Origin of the sequence: Paraburkholderia phenoliruptrix (genome assembly GCF_019511605.1) — a bacterium.
In the GTDB taxonomy this organism is placed as follows: domain Bacteria; phylum Pseudomonadota; class Gammaproteobacteria; order Burkholderiales; family Burkholderiaceae; genus Paraburkholderia; species Paraburkholderia phenoliruptrix_A.
Window position 1 is genome coordinate 405,916 of record NZ_JAEUAV010000002.1, and the last position, 17,235, is coordinate 423,150.

21 protein-coding genes are annotated in these 17,235 nt (G+C 63.0%); 7 read left to right on the forward strand and 14 right to left on the reverse strand.

Translation table 11 applies throughout. From position 1 onward, the window contains the following. Positions 1–31: 31 nt before the first annotated feature. Positions 32–973: a LysR family transcriptional regulator gene (locus JNB89_RS05505; protein ID WP_220361555.1), complete on the reverse strand. Its 942-nt coding sequence runs from the start codon at positions 971–973 to the stop codon at positions 32–34. Positions 974–1,151: 178 nt separating this feature from the next. On the opposite strand from JNB89_RS05505, the gene JNB89_RS05510 reads away from it, so the two are divergent. Further along, the gene (locus tag JNB89_RS05510) at positions 1,152–1,844 is read left to right on the forward strand and encodes an SDR family NAD(P)-dependent oxidoreductase (protein ID WP_135891462.1); all 693 of its coding nucleotides are present in this window, start codon (positions 1,152–1,154) and stop codon (positions 1,842–1,844) included. Between the two features lie 55 nt (positions 1,845–1,899). Here the strand turns inward: JNB89_RS05510 and JNB89_RS05515 are convergent, their stop codons facing one another. From JNB89_RS05515 to JNB89_RS05530, 4 genes are all read right to left on the reverse strand, one after another. Beyond that, entirely contained in the window at positions 1,900–2,298 is a 399-nt protein-coding gene (locus JNB89_RS05515) for a VOC family protein (protein ID WP_013342947.1), read from the reverse strand. Between the two features lie 233 nt (positions 2,299–2,531). Continuing rightward, the gene (locus JNB89_RS05520; protein ID WP_220361556.1) at positions 2,532–3,173 is read right to left on the reverse strand and encodes a TetR/AcrR family transcriptional regulator; all 642 of its coding nucleotides are present in this window, start codon (positions 3,171–3,173) and stop codon (positions 2,532–2,534) included. Between the two features lie 78 nt (positions 3,174–3,251). Further along, positions 3,252–3,731 carry a hypothetical protein gene (locus tag JNB89_RS05525; RefSeq protein ID WP_135891465.1) on the reverse strand — a complete coding sequence of 160 codons (480 nt, stop codon included), beginning with the start codon at positions 3,729–3,731 and terminating at the stop codon, positions 3,252–3,254. Positions 3,732–4,000: 269 nt separating this feature from the next. After that, positions 4,001–5,023, reverse strand: coding sequence for a fatty acid desaturase (locus JNB89_RS05530; RefSeq protein ID WP_220361557.1), 1,023 nt, complete (start codon positions 5,021–5,023; stop codon positions 4,001–4,003). Positions 5,024–5,240: 217 nt separating this feature from the next. On the opposite strand from JNB89_RS05530, the gene JNB89_RS05535 reads away from it, so the two are divergent. After that, positions 5,241–5,678 (forward strand): hypothetical protein, encoded by a 438-nt coding sequence (locus JNB89_RS05535; RefSeq protein WP_220361558.1) that lies wholly within the window; start codon positions 5,241–5,243, stop codon positions 5,676–5,678. Positions 5,679–5,727: 49 nt separating this feature from the next. Here JNB89_RS05535 and JNB89_RS05540 read toward each other — a convergent pair whose 3' ends face one another. The 5 genes from JNB89_RS05540 to JNB89_RS05560 all read right to left on the reverse strand — a co-directional run bounded on the left by JNB89_RS05540 (position 5,728) and on the right by JNB89_RS05560 (position 10,365). Beyond that, positions 5,728–6,579, reverse strand: coding sequence for a CDP-diacylglycerol diphosphatase (locus JNB89_RS05540; RefSeq protein WP_220361559.1), 852 nt, complete (start codon positions 6,577–6,579; stop codon positions 5,728–5,730). Positions 6,580–6,591: 12 nt separating this feature from the next. Further along, positions 6,592–8,046 carry an indoleacetamide hydrolase gene (gene iaaH, locus JNB89_RS05545; RefSeq protein ID WP_220361560.1) on the reverse strand — a complete coding sequence of 485 codons (1,455 nt, stop codon included), beginning with the start codon at positions 8,044–8,046 and terminating at the stop codon, positions 6,592–6,594. 11 nt (positions 8,047–8,057) lie between these two features. Further along, the gene (locus JNB89_RS05550; protein ID WP_220361561.1) at positions 8,058–8,978 is read right to left on the reverse strand and encodes a ferritin-like domain-containing protein; all 921 of its coding nucleotides are present in this window, start codon (positions 8,976–8,978) and stop codon (positions 8,058–8,060) included. A gap of 109 nt (positions 8,979–9,087) precedes the next feature. Beyond that, positions 9,088–9,303: a hypothetical protein gene (locus JNB89_RS05555; RefSeq protein ID WP_013342955.1), complete on the reverse strand. Its 216-nt coding sequence runs from the start codon at positions 9,301–9,303 to the stop codon at positions 9,088–9,090. Positions 9,304–9,678: 375 nt separating this feature from the next. Continuing rightward, a complete protein-coding gene (locus tag JNB89_RS05560; protein ID WP_220361562.1) occupies positions 9,679–10,365 on the reverse strand; it encodes an NADPH-dependent FMN reductase in 687 nt (228 codons plus the stop codon). A 467-nt stretch (positions 10,366–10,832) separates the two neighbouring features. On the opposite strand from JNB89_RS05560, the gene JNB89_RS05565 reads away from it, so the two are divergent. Then, positions 10,833–11,510: a J domain-containing protein gene (locus JNB89_RS05565; protein WP_220361563.1), complete on the forward strand. Its 678-nt coding sequence runs from the start codon at positions 10,833–10,835 to the stop codon at positions 11,508–11,510. A gap of 148 nt (positions 11,511–11,658) precedes the next feature. Then, entirely contained in the window at positions 11,659–12,165 is a 507-nt protein-coding gene (locus tag JNB89_RS05570) for a low molecular weight phosphatase family protein (protein ID WP_220361564.1), read from the forward strand. A gap of 51 nt (positions 12,166–12,216) precedes the next feature. Here JNB89_RS05570 and JNB89_RS05575 read toward each other — a convergent pair whose 3' ends face one another. Beyond that, positions 12,217–12,543, reverse strand: coding sequence for an H-NS histone family protein (locus tag JNB89_RS05575; protein WP_013342959.1), 327 nt, complete (start codon positions 12,541–12,543; stop codon positions 12,217–12,219). 608 nt (positions 12,544–13,151) lie between these two features. Between JNB89_RS05575 and JNB89_RS05580 the strand changes: the two genes are divergently transcribed. Continuing rightward, the gene (locus JNB89_RS05580) at positions 13,152–13,472 is read left to right on the forward strand and encodes a hypothetical protein (RefSeq protein ID WP_220361565.1); all 321 of its coding nucleotides are present in this window, start codon (positions 13,152–13,154) and stop codon (positions 13,470–13,472) included. 57 nt (positions 13,473–13,529) lie between these two features. Here JNB89_RS05580 and JNB89_RS05585 read toward each other — a convergent pair whose 3' ends face one another. Beyond that, the gene (locus JNB89_RS05585) at positions 13,530–13,802 is read right to left on the reverse strand and encodes a hypothetical protein (RefSeq protein WP_013342961.1); all 273 of its coding nucleotides are present in this window, start codon (positions 13,800–13,802) and stop codon (positions 13,530–13,532) included. A gap of 344 nt (positions 13,803–14,146) precedes the next feature. Here JNB89_RS05585 and JNB89_RS05590 point away from each other — a divergent pair, with 344 nt between their 5' ends. Continuing rightward, the gene (locus tag JNB89_RS05590) at positions 14,147–15,409 is read left to right on the forward strand and encodes an MFS transporter (RefSeq protein WP_135891480.1); all 1,263 of its coding nucleotides are present in this window, start codon (positions 14,147–14,149) and stop codon (positions 15,407–15,409) included. A 135-nt stretch (positions 15,410–15,544) separates the two neighbouring features. Next, complete coding sequence (locus JNB89_RS05595) at positions 15,545–15,889, forward strand: hypothetical protein (RefSeq protein WP_220361566.1); 345 nt, start codon at positions 15,545–15,547, stop codon at positions 15,887–15,889. A gap of 85 nt (positions 15,890–15,974) precedes the next feature. Here JNB89_RS05595 and JNB89_RS05600 read toward each other — a convergent pair whose 3' ends face one another. After that, positions 15,975–16,469 (reverse strand): hypothetical protein, encoded by a 495-nt coding sequence (locus JNB89_RS05600; RefSeq protein ID WP_135891481.1) that lies wholly within the window; start codon positions 16,467–16,469, stop codon positions 15,975–15,977. A 74-nt stretch (positions 16,470–16,543) separates the two neighbouring features. After that, the gene (locus JNB89_RS05605) at positions 16,544–17,008 is read right to left on the reverse strand and encodes a hypothetical protein (RefSeq protein WP_013342965.1); all 465 of its coding nucleotides are present in this window, start codon (positions 17,006–17,008) and stop codon (positions 16,544–16,546) included. Between the last annotated feature and the right edge of the window lie 227 nt (positions 17,009–17,235).

A 17,235-nucleotide genomic window follows, 5' to 3' on the forward strand; every position in this document is an offset into this window, starting at 1 on the left:
CAATGAGCGGCTGAACAACCGCCAGTGCGTCTCATGGTGCGTCGCGCATCGGCGCTTGTCGGCGGCATACCGACAGCACGAGTTGCCTGAGCCAACGGTGAACCGGGTCCACGTCCTGACGCGGATGCCACATCTGCGATACGGTAATCGTCTGCGTCACGACGGGAAGCTCGAACGCGTAGATGTCCACGCCTGCGCCGGTCTCGAGGTGCGCCCGGTGAGCGTCGACGAACGAGGCCGGCACGAGTGCTATCAGATCCGAGGTGCGAGCCACGGCGAGTGCGGCGGGAAAGCCCGGCACCACTGCCACAATGGTGCGGGCGAGACCGAGGCGCGCCAACGCGTCGTCGACGGGGCCCGTGGCGCTCGCGCGTCGCGACGCCACGACATGGCCAAAAGCAATGTACCGCCCGGCCGTTATCTCGCCGTCCTGCTCGAGCGGATGGCCCTTTCTGACTACGCCCACGAAACGGTCCTGAAAAAGCGCCTGCAAGCGTACCTCGGGACCCATTTCGCCGAGCACGCCGATTTCCAGATCAGCGGAACCGTCTCGCAGATGCGCCGCGCTTTTCTCGGGTTTGGCTGCAAAGCGCAGGCGCACATGGGGCGCAATTTGCGTTGCGGCGGCGATGAGCGGCGAGCCGAAGGCTTCGACAAAGCCGTCGTTCGCGCGGATGGTGAACGTCTGCCGCAGCACAGCAAGGTCGGGCTCGTTTCGCGACGGACGAAGCACCGCGCGGACTTCATGAAGCGCGTCTCGTGTGCGCTCCCGAATCGACTCGGCATACGGCGTCAACACCATGTCACGGCCCGCGCGAACCAGCAATGGATCGCCCGTGGTGGCGCGAAGCCGCGCAAGCGTTCGACTCATGGCAGAAGCGCTCAGCCCCAGGCGGCGCGCGGCGCCTGCCACGCTTTCCTCGTCGAGCAGCGTTGCGAGCGCAATCAGCAGATTCAGGTCGGTTTCGGGCATGCCCAATCGTAACACCCGCGTGGCACGAGGCGTTTCGTGCAGGTTATCAATGCATGGACCGCGCCTTCCGGCAACGCTCGGGCGTGACTATATTTTCCATCGACCCTTTTCCGTTGAGCCGCTTACGACGCACGGCAATCCAATGCATGTGGACGTGTGTCTTTCAAAAGGATGAATCATGGAAGCCACTCACCCTCAGAAAACCGTCCTTCTCATAGGCGCATCGCGCGGTCTTGGCCTCGCGATGACCGAGGAATATCTGCAACGCGGCTGGCACGTGATTGCAACCGCGCGTGCCCATTCGATGCAAAGGCTGCGCGAACTTCGTGGCGCACTCGAAGTAGAGACGCTCGACATCACGGTCCCCGAGCAGGTTGCGCAGTTGCGCGCGCGCCTCGCGGGCCGGCAACTGGACATGCTCTTCGTGAATGCAGGCGTGAAAAACGACGACCGCGAAACGATAGCGGATGTCTCGACCGAAGAATTCGTGCGCGTCATGGTGACCAATTCGCTCAGTCCCATGCGAGTCGTCGAGGCGTTGCATGACCTCGTGAAACCGGGAGGCACGATCGGCGTGATGTCGTCAGGCCAGGGCAGCGTCACCAATAACGTGAACGGCAACTATGAGGTTTATCGCGGCAGCAAGGCCGCGCTCAATATGTTCATGCGTAGCTTTGCCGCCCGTCACGCGAACGATCCGCGAACTTTGCTGCTGATGGCGCCCGGTTGGGTGCGCACGGATATGGGCGGCCCCGAAGCGCGCCTGAGCATCGAGGAGAGCATTCCCAATCTGCTCGATACCATGCAGGCCTACGAGGGCCGCTCCGGCTTGCACTACCTGGATTACCTTGGACGAGTCGTGCCTTGGTGAAGCGCACGCGGCTGCATCAGGCCGCTGCCTCGATGAGAACAGCGTCAGAACAGCATCAGAACAGCTTGCGCCATTGTTCCTGCTGCATGTCCTCGCGCGTGTTCACTTCGATCAGCAAGCCGCCGGGCGCACGGCAGAAAAATCGCGAGCCGCGCGTGTTATTGAAGATGCCCGTTTCCATCTGCACACCGCCCTTCGCGAATTCGTCGTGAAGCGTGTGGAGCTGGTCGAGGCTCGCAACCTCGAGGCCGAAGTGAAAGTTCTTGGGCCAGACGGGCGTTTCTTCAGTCGTGTGCTCCAGCACAATGTCGAAACCATTGCGCTTGAGCAGACGATGCTCGCCGGCGGCTACAACCTCGCAGCCGAGATACTTTTCGAAAAATGCGGCCGTTTCCGCCACGTCGGTGGTGGGAAAGCTCAGGTGGTTGAGCTTGGCTTGCTGGAAGAGATTCATTGTCGAGCTCGCAGAGAACGTTAAAGATGGTGGGCGCTGCCGTGGCGTAGGCCCCGATTGCGACTGGCCGCGCAAGCTGCGCTCCACGGAATCTATTTTCCGAGCAAACACTCAGTTTTAAAACTCGCATTTCAGCCGTGCGGAAAGACCCAAGCGAAGCCAAGATGCAGCATGGCGTTGGGCCGTGCATGGCCCGAGGCGATACGAGCGATTGCTCGCATTTTGTGTGCTGTTTACTTACGGGTTCGTGGCTTTGCGGGGGTGGTATCCGCAATGCCGAGATAGCCATGTAACGCGCGGCCGACGCGTCCTTCCAGGGCGGCGCGATCGGTTTCGCCGCGCTCTCCGGCGCCGTCGACGATCGCGCGAACGATTGCCATGACGTCGTCGGTGGCGATCTGCACGTCGGGCTGCGGTGGAATATCCTCGCGCGCCAGAATCTGCTCGATGACCCCGCGAAATGCCGCTTTGGACCTGGCCAGTTCTCTTGCGATAGCGGGACGGTTTTCCTCGAAATCGAGCACGCGCGCGAGCGCGGGACGGCGCAGTTGCTGCCGCACGGAGACGGTGATCAGATGCTTCAATGCGCTTTGGCCCGTGCGCTCGTTCAACGCGCCTTCGGCTTCCGCCAGGAACACGGCCTGCTCGCGCTTGCTCAGTGCGACAATCAGCGCGTCCTTGTTGGGAAAGTATTGATACAGCGTGCCCACGCTGACACCGGCACGCTGCGCGACCAGATTGGTATTGAGCCCGTCCGCGCCTTTGGCTTCGAGAACAAGCGCTGCGGCTTCGAGGATCGTCGCGACGGTTTGCTGCGCGCGGCTTTGCTGCGGCAGCTTGCGCGGCTTTAATGACGCACGCCTGGTCGTCTTCATGATTCGGCCTGAAAAAAACCGAATATTAGCTCGGTTTCCCGACCACTGACGAATTTTCAACCGCGCGTTGCACGGCCTTCAATGCATGTAGGTCACGCGGCGCGCGCGTACCTGCAGGACGAGGCCCGCGTCGAGTAGAGCGATCGAGAACCAGCGCATGATCTTCAGCACGGTGCTTACCGTCGGCTGGGGCAGCCAGTTGTTCAGCATCTGCGTCGCGGCGTCGCTGCGGGTTCGTTGCAGGAGCGCGATGATCTGCAGCAGCGAGGCTTCGTCATTGGCGAGTTCGGACGCGCAGCGGCAACGGGTATCGAGCGGCCGGCAGGACGCACGCATCAGCGAGCGCATCAGGATATCGAAGTAGCCGATGCCGTTCGCGGTCATGCCGGCTTCATGCAAGACGCCGCTCCAGTCGCTGTTGCGGCGCACGCTGTCGCATTGCGGACGCAACCACGTGCGCACGGCCGTCAGCACGGTCTGCTCTGCCATATCGGGATGCTGCGTGAACGATTCATCGTAGAGCGTGTGGTTTCTCGCGGGCGGGTTGTGGAAATTCATTGAACCTCCGGTTGGCACGACGGCCATGTCCGGCTGCGCGCGTCAGGCGCGACGCCCCGAGCCGTTGTCTGCGCGCCGGCATGGGCGCGCGGGAAGTCGGTGATGTCGGACAGGATGGTCATGGTGAAAACAGGACAGCGGGTGACATGCACCATGATCGGACAATTTCGCCGTAAATGCAAATGATTCTCATTTGGATGCGTGTGGCAGCGTGTGGCAAATAGGTGGCCGAATCCCGGAAAGCCCGCCGGGCAGGGGAATGGATACGGTTACGTCTGCTGTGTGTGTCGATGCGTCGCACCGGCGCGCTGCCCTCGCGTCGGGCTGTGCTGGTGAGCCGCTGGGAAACTTTGCGGCCGGTGGTGGACCGGGTGCTCGGCCGCGGCAAACGCGTATTGCCTCGCCCAGTCTGTATAACCCTCGACCAGAAAACCCCCGGAGCGCTGGATATACTGCTCGCGAGACGCGTGATAAATCGCGGGCAGCGCGAACCATGGCACGTGCGGCAAGTCGTGGTGAACCAGATGAAAGTTGTTGTTTAGATAGAGCAGGCGCCAGAACAGACCTGCTTCGTTGATAACCGTACGATGCGCGCTATCGTGTGCCGGGCGATGTTCGCGGAATGACCGAAGCGAGCCGAGCGACAGCGACCCATACCCGACGCCGAGCACGAACACCCATGCCGGAATCGCGCAAACCTGCTGCAGCCACAAGGTGAGCAGCACGAGCGCGGCGAAATGCGCGAGCCAGGCGGGCACATCGCGCCTGTCGCGGCGGCTGATCTTGCGCAAAGCATCGACCGCCGTCGCCGCGATGGCGAACGCCGGACCGAGTAGCAGCCGCCCGACGAGCGTGTTACGGCAATGGAGCAGCGCGCGCATCGCCCGTCCTGCCCGCGCCCATGTCTCAGTGTCGACGAAGTAGCTTTCTGGATCGCGCCCTGGCTCCGTCAGGTTCGCATCGTCGTGATGCTGTAGATGCGATTCGCGATAGACCCGATAGGGAAACCACACCGCGAGAGGCGCGAAACCTAGCAGTGCGTTCAGGCGTGCGGAGCGGGTGGGGTGGCCGTGCAATAGCTCGTGCTGCAACGACATGTACCACGCGCTGAGCAATGCGAGCAGAACGGTGGTCAACGGCAAGCCGAGTTCGCGGGCATGCGTGGCGACACCGAACCATCCGCCGTAGATCGCGACGACCAGCATCCACGTCGGCCATTGCGTGCGCCATGTGCGGCTCGTCGCGAGCCTTGCGATTATGTTGCGCTGCGTGTCGTCGAGATAGATTGCCATCGGTTGAGCCGGTCAAATGCATGTTCCGACTGATCGTACGTACCAATGGGCGGCTTCAGAACCAATTTGTTCGGGATTGTATTTGCGCTACGACGCGCAAGAGGCGACAAGCGGCAACGGCTGGCGAAAATCGGCGACAATGCCCGCAGCGATTGTCAGCGCCTGTTGTGCACCGCGCACCGCGCGCGAGGCGCCCCTCGAACATTTTTATGCCGATATGAAACGACTTTATCTTGCCGCACTGGCGGTAGCGGGCAACTTTTTCGCAGCGCCCATTCAGGCGCAAAGCAGTGATGCCGGTCCGCTCGATACCCCCACGGGCCAGGTGCAATTCGTCCGCGACGGCCAGGGCTTTAGCGCGCTGCTCGCAAACGACGTATTCGATCGCTTCAGCGCCCACGCGCTGACGCATTTCGACGACATGAACAGCGCGAACGGCACTGTCGTGCGCGTGCTCGTGCAAACCGATTCAGGTCCGGTGCTGTACGACTTTCGGCGGCGTCCGCCGCTTGTGCAGCGCATAGGCGCCCGCATGAGTGTCAAGCGTGTGTTCTGGCAAGGCGATGAGGTCGTGATGCAAGGCTCGCAAGGCTGGTTCCGCTTCCAGCGCGGGGTATTGACGAAGCTGCAATCGTCGAAAACCATCTACCATTGATTGCCCGCGCCCGGCGGGCGGGGCCGTCGCCGCCGGTTTGCGCGAGCCGCTATGACGAGGTGTCGGCAATACGGCACGCGTGATCGAGCAGTCCCTCGGCCGAGCCCGTGCCGTTGTCCGCGTCTAGACCGCTGTTCACGACCAGCCAGCCGTCTTTCTGCGCCGACGGCCCGGCGCCCGTCACCAGAATGGTTTGCATGGCCATTGCGTCGGGGTTCGGATTGTCGCGCGAGACGATGCGAAACGGGTCGCTCGCGCCGCTGAGCGATTTCACGCGCATGATCCGGTAGCGGCTGCCGTTGAGCGTGTCCCAATGCCACGTGTCGGGCGCGTCGTTCGCGTGCCGTGCGAGCGCGTCGCTCACGTCGCCGCGCATGCAGTCGATATGAATGTGCAACTGGTTCTGCGTGCGGCGAAACTGGGAGTTGATTTCCAGACCCAACTGATTGTCCGCGAGGGTGCGTTTGACCGCGCCGTTAACATAGCTGCGTGCGGCCCATGCGTCGGCCCAATAGCCGGGCGCATGCGGTGCGAGCACGAGCGGGCTTTCGATGCCGCTCACGCGGTCCGTCGGTATCAGCAGATACTGCGAGCGGCCGACAATGTCCTTCAGGATTGCATAGCGTTTGTCGAGATCGACGGCGGTGCACTGGCCCGGCGTGCCGGTCGCCTGTTGCGACGGAACGCAGCGAATATCGACAATCTTCCATAGCGCGTTCGAATCGACGGCCGCAAGGCGTGCGCAGCCCGCCACGGCGAGCGCTACGCCGAACGCCGCGGCGGCTCGCTTCAGGTAATGCCCGCTGCGCCGCAGCGGGCCGGGACCGGCGGATTTGGAAAGAGTGGACCTGCTGGCAAGGGTGTTTGTCGTCGTGCGGGAAAAGGCCTGGTTGAGGGGCATCTTTTATACGGTTTAGAGCACGGGCGGCGGCACTTCGCCGAGCAATTGTTCGACGGCCACGCCGATTGCGAGCAGACGGCGGTCGCTGCCAAGCGGCCCGTCGAGTTCGAGGCCGACCGGCAAACCTTGCGCACTGATTCCTGCCGGCAGCGACAAGCCGGGAATGCCCGAGGTGCTGGCCGGATCGGTATTGCGCAGAAATGCTTCCATCGTGTCGATGGCCGGCGCGCCGTCTACCGACACCGTGGACGAACCGTTGATCTCGTCGATTGGCACGGCGGCGAGCCGCGTGGTCGGAAAGAGCAGTGCATCGAGACGCTCGTCGGCAAAGGTCGCGGCCATATAAGCCTGCAACCGGGGCCGCCAGTGATTGAGCGCCGCTTCATAGCGCGAGTCGAGCGTGCCGGCGAGCACTACGTCGTAGATCGCGCGCACGTCGGGACTCGCTATACGCGCTGCCAGTTCGGCTACGGTCTGCACCGGCGCATGGTTGGCGGCGAGCCACGCTTCGAGATCCACGCGCGCTTCGTGGATGGCTATTGGCCCGCCGACCATGCCGTTGAGATCTTCCAGTTCGCTCATGGCCACCGGCACAAAAACAACGCCGGCCGCTTCGAGCTTCTTCACCGCGCTTTGCGCCACGGCTTCGACATCTTGCGCAAGACCCGCCCACAACGGTGCGGGCAAGCCGATGCGCAGACCGTTCAGCGCGACGGCGGGCAACGGACCCTCGCCGGTGATCACGCCGTCGAGCAGCGCGATGTCGGCTGCGTTGCGCGCCATAGGGCCGACGGTATCGCGCGTGTGGCTGATCGGCACCACTGCGTCCGGGTCGTGATAGCGCCGCTCGGCGCCGCCGTTGCCGACCGACGGACGAAAGCCCGCGGTGCCCGTCAACGCGGCCGGAATGCGCGTGGAGCCGCCGGTGTCGGTGCCGAGGCCGGCGGGCGCGATGCGCGCGGCAATTGCCGCCGCCGTGCCGCCGGACGAGCCGCCCGGAATCAGCGCGGGGTCGTATGGATTGCGCACGGGGCCCGCATGCGCCGCGAGATTGGTACTCGTAATGCCGAACGCGAGCTCATGCATGTTGGCCTTGCCGAGAATGATCGCGCCGGCGTCGAGCAGCCGTTGCACGGAGCGCGCATTGACGTCCGGCACGAAGCCTTGCAGTGCCGGCGTGCCGGCGGAAGTGGCCAGCCCCACGGTGTTGATGTTGTCCTTCACGACGACAGGCAAACCGGCGAGTGGCAGTCGGGCCCTGGCTTCGGCGGGCAACGCGTCGATGCGCCGCGCGGCGGCGAGCGCGCCGTCCAGGTCGATCACGGTCAGCGCGTTGAGTGTTTCGAGCGCGGCCGCGCGCGCGAGCAGGGTGGCGACGTAATCTGTTGCGTGGAGCCGGCCCGACTGGATCGCGGCGACGGCTCCGGTTGCGCTCAGCGCGAGCTGTTCATCGACGGTCCAGATCATGGCCGTGCTCCTTATCGTTCAGTGCCGGAGCCGCGCGAACGCCGCATGAAGCGCAGTGCGAAACGGGCGAGCGTGGGCACGAGCCGCGGGCGCAGCAGCCGCGCGTCGTAGCCGCTCATGCGGCGCTCGTTTTCCGCGAGACACAGTTCGACAAGCTCGGGCGTTTCCAGCCCTTTGCCGATCACGCTGCTGTTCGCCGGCAGAAAGTTCGAGTCGTGCGCAACGCCGTTTGCGTCGATGCCCTTGGCGATGGCCACTCGCTCCCAGATCAGCACGACCCAGATGGCGGCCACGCGCAACGCGTGCCACGGCCTGCGCCATAGTGGCATGTTACGCCGGTGCCAGGCGACCCAGTTGACGAAAAAGAGGATGTGACGCGCTTCCTCCTGGATCACAGGTTCGAAGGTCTCCACCAGCGCTTCTGGAAAATAGCCCGACTGCTGTGCCGCGCGAAAGAGGCCGAACGCAAAGAAGCTGTCGATGCACTCGCTGTAGCCCGTACGCATCCACGCCCATTCGGGGTCGCGCGGCGCGGGATAGTGCGGCTCAGGTGCGATTTCAATGCCGTAGGCCGCAATCAGGCGCGCGAGCACGCGCTTGTGGCGGGCCTCTTCGTCGCCGTCCATCGTAATGGCTTCGCGCAGCAGCGGGTCGCTCAATTGCGCGGCGTAGGTGTGAACGTTGATCGACGCGCGGCCTTCCGTTTGCACTGCGATGTCCCAGATTGGCAGCGAGCAGAGCCGTTCGAGCGCGTCGGACGACAGCGCGGGCCAGTCGATCACGGCCGGTTTGTACGGGTCGTGAGTCTCGAGCAACATGCGGCAGAACATGTGCTTATGCGCCTCGGAGCCGATCTTCACGCGGGCGGTGCCGGCAAAGGTCCAATGGCGCAAAGTGTGGTCTTCGGCTAGATCTGTCAATGTGTCGGACATGGCAAGCGTGCAGATAGCGAATTTGATGTGTCGCCTATTCTGTCACATTGCCCCGAAACGCGGCGCGGGCGGTGCATGGCCGCCCGCGCCGCTTAGCCTGCCCGCGGTGTCACTGGTGATGGTCGACCCACATGCGTCCCCAGCGGAATGCGTAGGCAAGCGCATGTTCTTCGTCGAAGAAATAGTCGAGCGCGTCGAAGCTATAGGCCTGGCCGCTCTTTGCGCTTGCTTTTTCGATGGTCAGGTTCGCGGCGAATAGTCCGTTGGGCAAACGTTGCGCGGCCGGCGCGACTTCATAGCCCTTGTAGCGAATATTTGAATTCATGATCGTGGCGGTGAATAGGCCCGCATGTTTTTGCAAAGGCCGCTGCGTATGACAGCCGGCGTTCGCGTCGGCGTCGGCATCAGGCGGCGGATGAGTCGGCGGGCAGGCTCAAGCGTAGGCCGCACTGAAGGGCCCGTGAACCAATCATTCTTCGCAAGCAAATCAGCGGGAAACCGGAACGCTCTTCAGAACACCGGATAAGGGCTGGTTTGGCGGGTTCGCAGACACTATCGCGCGTGACGGCCGCCGGGTCTGTTATGTGCCGCACGGTAGCTCACGCGCGAGCGCCCCGCTTCGCGCATGCGAGGCGATGGGGGCGCTGCGGGCGAGGGGGCGCTGCTGGAGGAGTCGCGAAAGAGGACGTCGGGCGAGGTATTACACCGCGTGCAACTTACGCGCGGGCTGCGTTTGCTGGTTCGCACCGTGCGCGGCGTTCGTGGAGTTCGGGGCGTTGGTGGCGTTCGCGGCCGGCGCGCGCTGCGCGGTGAACGCCAGCGCGAATTGCGCGGCTTGCTGGCCCACGGTGGCTAGCTGGTCGACGACCTTTGCGTCGGAACAGGTATCGACACTGTCGAAGCGGGTTTCCAGCGTGTTGATGCCCGCCCCGAACGGCGTGGGCCAGCCGCGCAACGCGTGGACGATTGCGCGCAGCGAAGTGAGTACCGAGCCGGCCGCCTGCCAGCCATAAGCCGTGACGATACAGCCGACCGCGCGGCCGTCCAGATACGGACGTTCGTCGGCACGCAATTCCTCGAGCGTATCGAGCGCGTTCTTCACGAGGCCCGAGACGCCGCCGTGATAGCCGGGCGTCGCGATGATCAGCGCGTCGGCGTGACGAACGGCTTCGATCAGTTCGAGCTGTTCGTCGGTGCGCTCGCTGTGTTCGGGCGCGTAGTGCGGCAGGCTATGAAGGAAAGTGCCGCCGAAGAGCCGGGTTCTCGCGCCCGCAGCCTCGGCGCCGCGCAACGCGAAGCCCAGCGCGCGCTCGGTCGACGAGGCCGCGCGCGTCGTGCCGCCAATGCCGACCACGAGCGGGCGGCGAGGGTGATGGAAACTGGTCAACGAAATGCTCCTTCGGTGGCGGCTCGCGGCGCCCGCGCGCGGGTTGCGCGTGAGCGGGCCGGGCGAACCGGACTTTGAAGCATCATCTTAATGAGCGCGGCACGCAGCACGAAGCGACTTTTTGTTCTAACCATATAACCGCGCGGGAGGTGCGATCAGTCAGAGATGGATTGCCGGCCCGCTTCGCGCGTTGGCGCCGATAAGCATATGGCGATCTATTGTTTTGGCGCGAGCGCGGGCGCCGCTATGATCGAAGCGTCTCCTCCATGACACTCCTTGACATGGGACTCGGCCCCGCCTGCATGCTGGCGGGGCATTTTTTTGCCGATGACGCGACGATTTTCGCGCGGCTGCGTCACGGTTCTTGCCTCGATCGCGAAGCGCACGCACACACGACGTCACGATCCGGCTGTTTGTCGCGTGCTACGATGGTCCGCGACACGATCCCGGCAAGCTCGAACCGACAGATGGCAACTCTCTATGACACGCTTGGCGTGCCGATGCACGCCACGGAAGACGAAATCAAGCGCGCGTACCGTAAGGCCGCGATGAAGTGGCATCCGGACCGCAATGCGGGCTCGGAAGAAGTTGCGCGCGCCACCTTCCAGGAGATCAGGGACGCCTACGCGATTCTCTCGGACGCCGCGCAGCGCGAGGTGTACGACGCCGTCTACGCCGAACAGATGCAGCAGTGGGAAGCGCAGCGCATGCGCCATGAGGAGGCGCAGGCCGAGCGCGAGGCGGCAGCGCGTGCGGCGGACGAAGCCGCCTATGCCGAGATGGTTTCTCTTGCGATGCGCTTTGCCGACGAGGGCCACAATCGCGATGTGTTGTTTGGCGTGCTGCTCGGGCGCCAGTGTGAAGCGGCACGCGCAGCGCAGATCGCCGACAGCGTAGCGGCCTTGCAGACTTCGCGGCGCGAAGCCACGGCCTCCAGGACTTCGCAGCAGGCTGCAGACGCTTCGCCGCAGTCGAGCGACGCCGTGTCGCCGGGAGACGCCGCAACGACGAACGCCCGCGCCGAAGCCACGGCCGATTCTTCTGGCTCTGAGCCAGCCAAACGCGACGAGGCCGCAAAAGAAGCCCCTGCCGCCGGCGGTTTTTCCAACCTCTGGTTCCAGTTCCTCAACGGCCTGCGGCTTTAACGCGCCCCTTGCATTTCTTCCGATCAGGCAGTTCCAGGGGGAAATTCCTCTAGCGCGCGGAATAAAGACGTCGTAGTGTCACGGGGGCGCAAGACTCTGCGAGCACAATCGCACATACAAGAGACCAAAAACACGGTACGGGGTAAGCGTGACAAAGAAATATAAAGTGCTGTTTCTGTGCCGCGAGAATTCAGCACGCAGCATCATGGCCGAAGCCCTGCTGCGAGAGCTGGGCGGGCATCGCTTCGAAGCATTCAGTGCCGGGCCGGAGCCGGCCGTGCGAATTCATCCGTTGACGGTCGCGCAATTGCGGCCCGGCGTTTCCGACCTTGGAATGCTTTGCCCGAAAAGCTGGCTGGAGTTTACCGGCGAATGGGCGCCGCGCATGGATCTCGTGGTCGCGCTGGACGACAGCGTTGCCGCTCCCCATGCGCCTGCCTTTCCGGGCAACCCTGCGCTTTGCGAGTGGAATATCGCCAATCCGCTCGCGGACTTTCTTTCCGAGCCGGAACGGATTCGTCTATTCGACAAGGTGTTCTGGCAAATCGTGCGTCAGTTAAGCGCTCTTATCGAGGCGCCGCAAAATGATGCGATGCCGGCGCGCGCGACGCCGCAGTGCATGCCGTCGTGCACTGGTCAGTTTGCCAACCTGTGATGTGCCGCAATAGCGCGGCGCTTGCTGCAGAGGGTCGTGCTGGCGGTGGTCTCAGTGGTCGTTCTGACGCGCGAGCCGGCTGCCCGCGAACGGGTCGTTCTTCCAGTCGACGCGCTTTTGCGGCTGCGGAGCGGGCGCGGGTGGCGCCGATAATTCGAAGTGGTCGATTGATTGACCGGCACTGATTGCCTGCTTGAGCCATTGAGGCATTTCGCCCTGGCCGTCCCAGCTGTCTCCCGTCGCGCTACGGTAGCGAGCGTTCTTTTGCGCGGCCGGTTCGGCTGCCAGTACGGCGGCAAGGTCTTCTGGTTTGATGCCAAACTCTTCCATGCGATGGCGGAGATACGCAATCATGCTATCTCGCTTCCTTTCGTCCATAAGATATTCGTCCTTCTAAAGCGTCCAGCGTTCTGTCAAATGCAGATTGCGAGGAAAACCCGCGAGAGCTTGGAGTCCATTTAAATGGCGCCGGTCCGCGGTGAGGTTATTAATCGAAATTGGAAAAGCGATGGGGGCGATGCACTGACTTTGGGCGGCCGATCTCGCATTCACGCTCCGTCTTTCGACGGCGTTGGTGCGGGGCCATTCTCGTGGTTATGTCGTCATCATAACGCACTGCGAGCGCAATGCACGCACCGTTTCAACTGATTTTGGCGGATTTGAACGTGATGCGGAGATTGGTCGCACGTCCCGGGTCGGTTCAACGGTCCGGTTCGCCAGTTGAATTCCACGCCGCCCGAACTATAAAAGAATGAGTGGAGAGGACAATCCGTGTTTTCCAGCCTGGGCGCCGAGCCGCAATTCCAGTACGCGTGTGCGGCGCCCGGCTCGGCGCGGGCGACTCGTCGAGCGCTTCATTCGACGAGTCGATGCAGCAGGCCCGCGTCTCGATGTGTTGACTGTCGCCCACGTAGGGCAACGGCTTTTACACGGACCGATTCTCGAACAGGGAGGACACTGCTGCGCCGGATTCAAGGAGTCTGGACATGAAACTACGTTTATTGATGGCGGTGGTGAGCGCCATTCTTTTTCTCGCCCCGCGCGCCGCAAGCGCGGACGATCTCGCCCCCCAACCCGCCGTCGGCACGACGGCAGGCGCATCGTCGGGGCATAGGTTGATGCAGCATGCGAACGAGTCGGCCCAGGCCACCACCGACATCCCCTTGAGCGAACCTGCAGCAGCGGCTTCGCCGTCGGCGCAGAACGTCGCTTATGGAGGCGTGGCAGCAGGGCGGTCGGAAGCGGGCGGCCGGCAAAATATGCCATGCTCTACCGGGCCGCAATGCAGAATTTACTTCGGCCAATAAACCGCGGACATGGCTGCGGGCGCTGAGTACCCCGAGCCGCGTCGCCTGATCGCTATTTCATGCGAGCGCAGTGTGAGACGCTGAGTCTTCTGTATTTTCGACAATGCGGCTCACCACTGCCGCGACGCCCGGCCCCTGCACCGCCGCGCGCTCGCCGAAGCGCCGAAACTCGTTCAGCAGGGAGCGCCACGACGCATGCCAGCGCGTTTCCTTGATCAGATTGCCTGACGGATCGGCGATCCGCAGCACGCCGTTGTCGGGATAGAAAGTCAGAGTGACCGGCATGCCGTCGATCACGCAGGTCGCGGTGCAGGGACGCGTGCTAACCATATTCAATGTCCTTTGATTGTGCGATGGATGCATTAGATGCCGTCGCGCATTCAGCAAGGCGCATGCCCGCGATTTTCGCGTTGGCCTCCGCACGCTGGAGTGCCGGAATAACCCCACCCGCAACCGCAATTTTTCGCAGTGTTGAGCGAACGATTTAATACGATGTTAAGGTGTATTCCGTTCCGGACGCACCTCCGCTTCATCATTCCTACCGTGCAAAAGCAGGCCACCCAGCCTGCTTTTTTTGCTCGTGCGCCATCGTGCTCGAGGGCGAAAGCCACGGTGATTAGCTGGGTGCAGCCGCTCCAATCACATTCGTTGTTCGTAACCCGCCAAACAATACTATGTTGACAGAAGACAAACTGCCGGCGAGCGCAGTCGCGCCCGACGAACGGGCGGCGTCGCCCTTGCGTTCATGGCTCGCGGTCGTGGCCGTTGCAATCGGCGCGTTCGCGTTCGTCACCACCGAATTTCTGCCCGTTGGACTTTTACCGCGCATTGCCGCCGACCTGGGCGTGTCCTCCGGCACCGCCGGTTTGATGGTCACTGTGCCCGGCATTATCGCGGCGATCTCGGCGCCTGGCCTCATGCTGGTCGCCGGCCGCATGGATCGGCGGCTCGTATTTCTGCTGCTCACGGCTTTGCTGCTGGCATCCAATCTGATCTCGGCGCTTGCACCGAACTTCATCTTGATGCTGGTGGGCCGCGCGTTGCTCGGCGCTGCGTTGGGCGGCTTCTGGACGCTGGCCACCGCAGCCTCGGGGCGGCTCGTGCAGCCCAAGGATTCGGCGCGTGCGATGGCGACTATCCTCACCGGCGTGACCTGTGCAACCGTGATCGGCGTGCCGCTCGGGACCTTTATCGCGAGCCTGGCGTCGTGGCGCGCGTCGTTCATGGCAACGGGCGGACTGGTTGCGAGCGCACTGATCGCGCAGTTCCTGTTCGTGCCGTCGTTGCCGTCGAATACCGCGTTGCGTCTGCACGATCTTGTTTCGCTGCTGCGCAGGCCGCATGCGCGTCGCAGCCTGGTAATGGTCGGACTGGTATTCGGCGCGCATTTTTCGTCGTACACGTACATTACGCCGTTCCTGCTGCACAACGCGAACCTGAGCATGCCGACTATTACGTGGCTGTTGCTCGGCTTTGGCATTATCGGGTTCTTCTCGAACTTCGCGGTATCGTCCACGGTTACGCGCAGCCTCAAGATCTCGCTTGGCGCGATGATTTCGCTGCTGATGTTCGCGCTTGTCCTGCTGCCCACGCTGCAACAGTCGTCGGCCGGCGTGATCGCGCTCGTGCTCGCGTGGGGCGTGGCGTTCGGCGCGTTGCCGCTGTGCTTCAGCATGTGGATTCAGCGCGCCACGCCCGATTCGCCCGAAGCCGGCTCCGCGCTTTTCGTGAGCATTATTCAGGTGGCAATCGCGGTGGGCTCGCTGGTGGGTGGTATCGTGGTGGATCAGGTGGGAATCGCCCCCGACTTCCTGTTCGGCAGCGGCCTCGCGTTGCTTGGCCTTGCCGCGCTCGTCAGCTTCGGCAGAAGTGGCGAGGCGAAGCCCGCAGCCAAAGCGGTGGCATGCCGCGAATGCAGCACCGCGTGCAGCGACTAGGCGTGCCAAGCCGGGCGCACGAGTGTTGAAATTCGCACGAGCGCCTGCAGTTTCCATTGCTGACTGCCTGTACGCTATATGCCCGCATATACGTTCGGGAATGCCGACAACCCAGCAATACGTAAAGACAGGCGGATGAAAAACGTCCCTTCCCGACTACCCCCAGCCAAACGCGCCGAACTGCTGTGTTTTCTCGTCGCGATCGCAGCGGCGTCGTATGCGCTCAGTGCGGAGTGGCGCGTGGATCACGTCGTCCAGTGCTGCCGCCAGTGGCTGGCCAAAAACAGCGCGCGCATGCATTGGCTCGAGCGGCTGCGCATCGGGCAACTTGCGTTGAAGATCGCGAGCGAGGACCTGCTGAATGCGGGCGTCGCCGTGCGCCTCTCGAATGTGCAGGCGCTCTTCACGAGCGAATTGGAGTTGAACGAAGCCAGCACGATGGTTCAGCGAATGATGGCGCTCTGCCAGGAAGCGATCTGATACAGCTGGTAGACGATGCGTATCGCGCAGCGCGCGTGCAGTTCGGCGCGCACTGCGCGACTTCATGGCAAGCCTGAGCAAACGCTCAGGTAATCAGGCCGGCGAAATGCACGCAGTTGCCCTGAGCGTCGACGGCAATGCTCATCCCCTCGGCGTTAAGGTTCACCGTGGGCTGTGTGCCCGGCGTGCTGCTGACCGTTACGGCGATCGGTATGTACTCCGCTCCGTCGAAATCGAGGCTTTGGCCGGGGTGATTTTCGCTCACCGCCGAGAGTTGCTTGAGCAGCGGCGCCGTCAGGAACACGATGGTCGACAGGCCGGTCGGCCAAAGCTCGCTCCACCGGGCGTTGGAACTCAGGGTGGCTGAGGCCACGAAGCGGGGCTCGGTCTCGTTACTGATCGGCAGGTTCGCCGTGGTCATCCAGGCGGCGAACGCCAGGTTAATGTCCAACTGCGGAACGTGCTGCTGCAACAGCCATGCGCGCAGCGAGTTCGGCCCGGTTGCAAGGCACATCATGTCGAATGCTTCCTGGCCATACGGCCGGACGTGCTTGATCAGAAAGTCTGCTGAGATACCCATGTTGAACTCCTCAATGCGTCGTGCGAGTGATCGGGCGCTTGCGGAAAAACGTTCGCCGCAACGGGGCCATGCGGTCAGTTGGCGTTTTTCAGTTCGACGGGGCCCTCCGGGGTGCCCGTTGCCGCTTCCAGATGAACGATGTCGCCGAGCATGGGCACCACGCCGTTGATCACGTGCGCGTTGACGATGATCGTGCCGTTGCTGAACTTTTCGACGGAGTAGGTCGTTGTCATGCGGTCCACTTTCATCGATGCATTCACGTAGCGCAAACCCGTCAGCACAATGTTCCATTGAGGCTGGCCGCGATATTCGCCAATGGTCGCGAAGGCAGGCGTGTTGAAAATCGTCGGCCCGTACGAATGATTGATGACGGCGCGTTCGATCAGGTCCACTAGCTCGGCCCATCGGATGCCGTAGATCACGGTGCTTGCCCGTGCTGGCGGGTAGTCGCCGAAGCGCTCACGCGCGGCCTGCGCGGCGAGTTCGGGGACATCGGTTTCATAAAAGTGCTTGTCGAGAAATTCGAATTCACTAGGCATGTCTTTCTCCCTGACGAGTGCCGGAATCAATGCGCATAGGCGCGGCTGGCCGGATGGCCGGTGTTCGTGCTACGCCGGTATGAACGCGTCGAAAGACGCTTTGTGAAGTCACGCCGCCACCGCCCCGCGTGCGGCATACTGTGCGCATAATCGTATGACGATTGATTCACGCAAGGCCGAATCGAACGTTCAACGTGTTCCGCCAGAAGAGCACGCCGGGGGCAACA

Excerpts from the sequence above, each read along its gene's own strand:
- JNB89_RS05565 (WP_220361563.1), top strand. The coding sequence starts at position 10,833 with ATGGCAACTCTCTATGACACGCTTGGCGTGCCGATGCACGCCACGGAA.
- iaaH (WP_220361560.1), bottom strand. The coding sequence starts at position 8,046 with ATGATCTGGACCGTCGATGAACAGCTCGCGCTGAGCGCAACCGGAGCC.
- JNB89_RS05525 (WP_135891465.1), bottom strand. The coding sequence starts at position 3,731 with ATGAATTTCCACAACCCGCCCGCGAGAAACCACACGCTCTACGATGAA.
- JNB89_RS05595 (WP_220361566.1), top strand. The coding sequence starts at position 15,545 with ATGAAAAACGTCCCTTCCCGACTACCCCCAGCCAAACGCGCCGAACTG.
- JNB89_RS05530 (WP_220361557.1), bottom strand. The coding sequence starts at position 5,023 with ATGGCAATCTATCTCGACGACACGCAGCGCAACATAATCGCAAGGCTC.
- JNB89_RS05590 (WP_135891480.1), top strand. The coding sequence starts at position 14,147 with ATGTTGACAGAAGACAAACTGCCGGCGAGCGCAGTCGCGCCCGACGAA.
- JNB89_RS05605 (WP_013342965.1), bottom strand. The coding sequence starts at position 17,008 with ATGCCTAGTGAATTCGAATTTCTCGACAAGCACTTTTATGAAACCGAT.
- JNB89_RS05535 (WP_220361558.1), top strand. The coding sequence starts at position 5,241 with ATGAAACGACTTTATCTTGCCGCACTGGCGGTAGCGGGCAACTTTTTC.
- JNB89_RS05575 (WP_013342959.1), bottom strand. The coding sequence starts at position 12,543 with ATGGACGAAAGGAAGCGAGATAGCATGATTGCGTATCTCCGCCATCGC.
- JNB89_RS05505 (WP_220361555.1), bottom strand. The coding sequence starts at position 973 with ATGCCCGAAACCGACCTGAATCTGCTGATTGCGCTCGCAACGCTGCTC.
- JNB89_RS05520 (WP_220361556.1), bottom strand. The coding sequence starts at position 3,173 with ATGAAGACGACCAGGCGTGCGTCATTAAAGCCGCGCAAGCTGCCGCAG.
- JNB89_RS05515 (WP_013342947.1), bottom strand. The coding sequence starts at position 2,298 with ATGAATCTCTTCCAGCAAGCCAAGCTCAACCACCTGAGCTTTCCCACC.
- JNB89_RS05540 (WP_220361559.1), bottom strand. The coding sequence starts at position 6,579 with ATGCCCCTCAACCAGGCCTTTTCCCGCACGACGACAAACACCCTTGCC.
- JNB89_RS05550 (WP_220361561.1), bottom strand. The coding sequence starts at position 8,978 with ATGTCCGACACATTGACAGATCTAGCCGAAGACCACACTTTGCGCCAT.
- JNB89_RS05555 (WP_013342955.1), bottom strand. The coding sequence starts at position 9,303 with ATGAATTCAAATATTCGCTACAAGGGCTATGAAGTCGCGCCGGCCGCG.
- JNB89_RS05585 (WP_013342961.1), bottom strand. The coding sequence starts at position 13,802 with ATGGTTAGCACGCGTCCCTGCACCGCGACCTGCGTGATCGACGGCATG.
- JNB89_RS05580 (WP_220361565.1), top strand. The coding sequence starts at position 13,152 with ATGAAACTACGTTTATTGATGGCGGTGGTGAGCGCCATTCTTTTTCTC.
- JNB89_RS05510 (WP_135891462.1), top strand. The coding sequence starts at position 1,152 with ATGGAAGCCACTCACCCTCAGAAAACCGTCCTTCTCATAGGCGCATCG.
- JNB89_RS05600 (WP_135891481.1), bottom strand. The coding sequence starts at position 16,469 with ATGGGTATCTCAGCAGACTTTCTGATCAAGCACGTCCGGCCGTATGGC.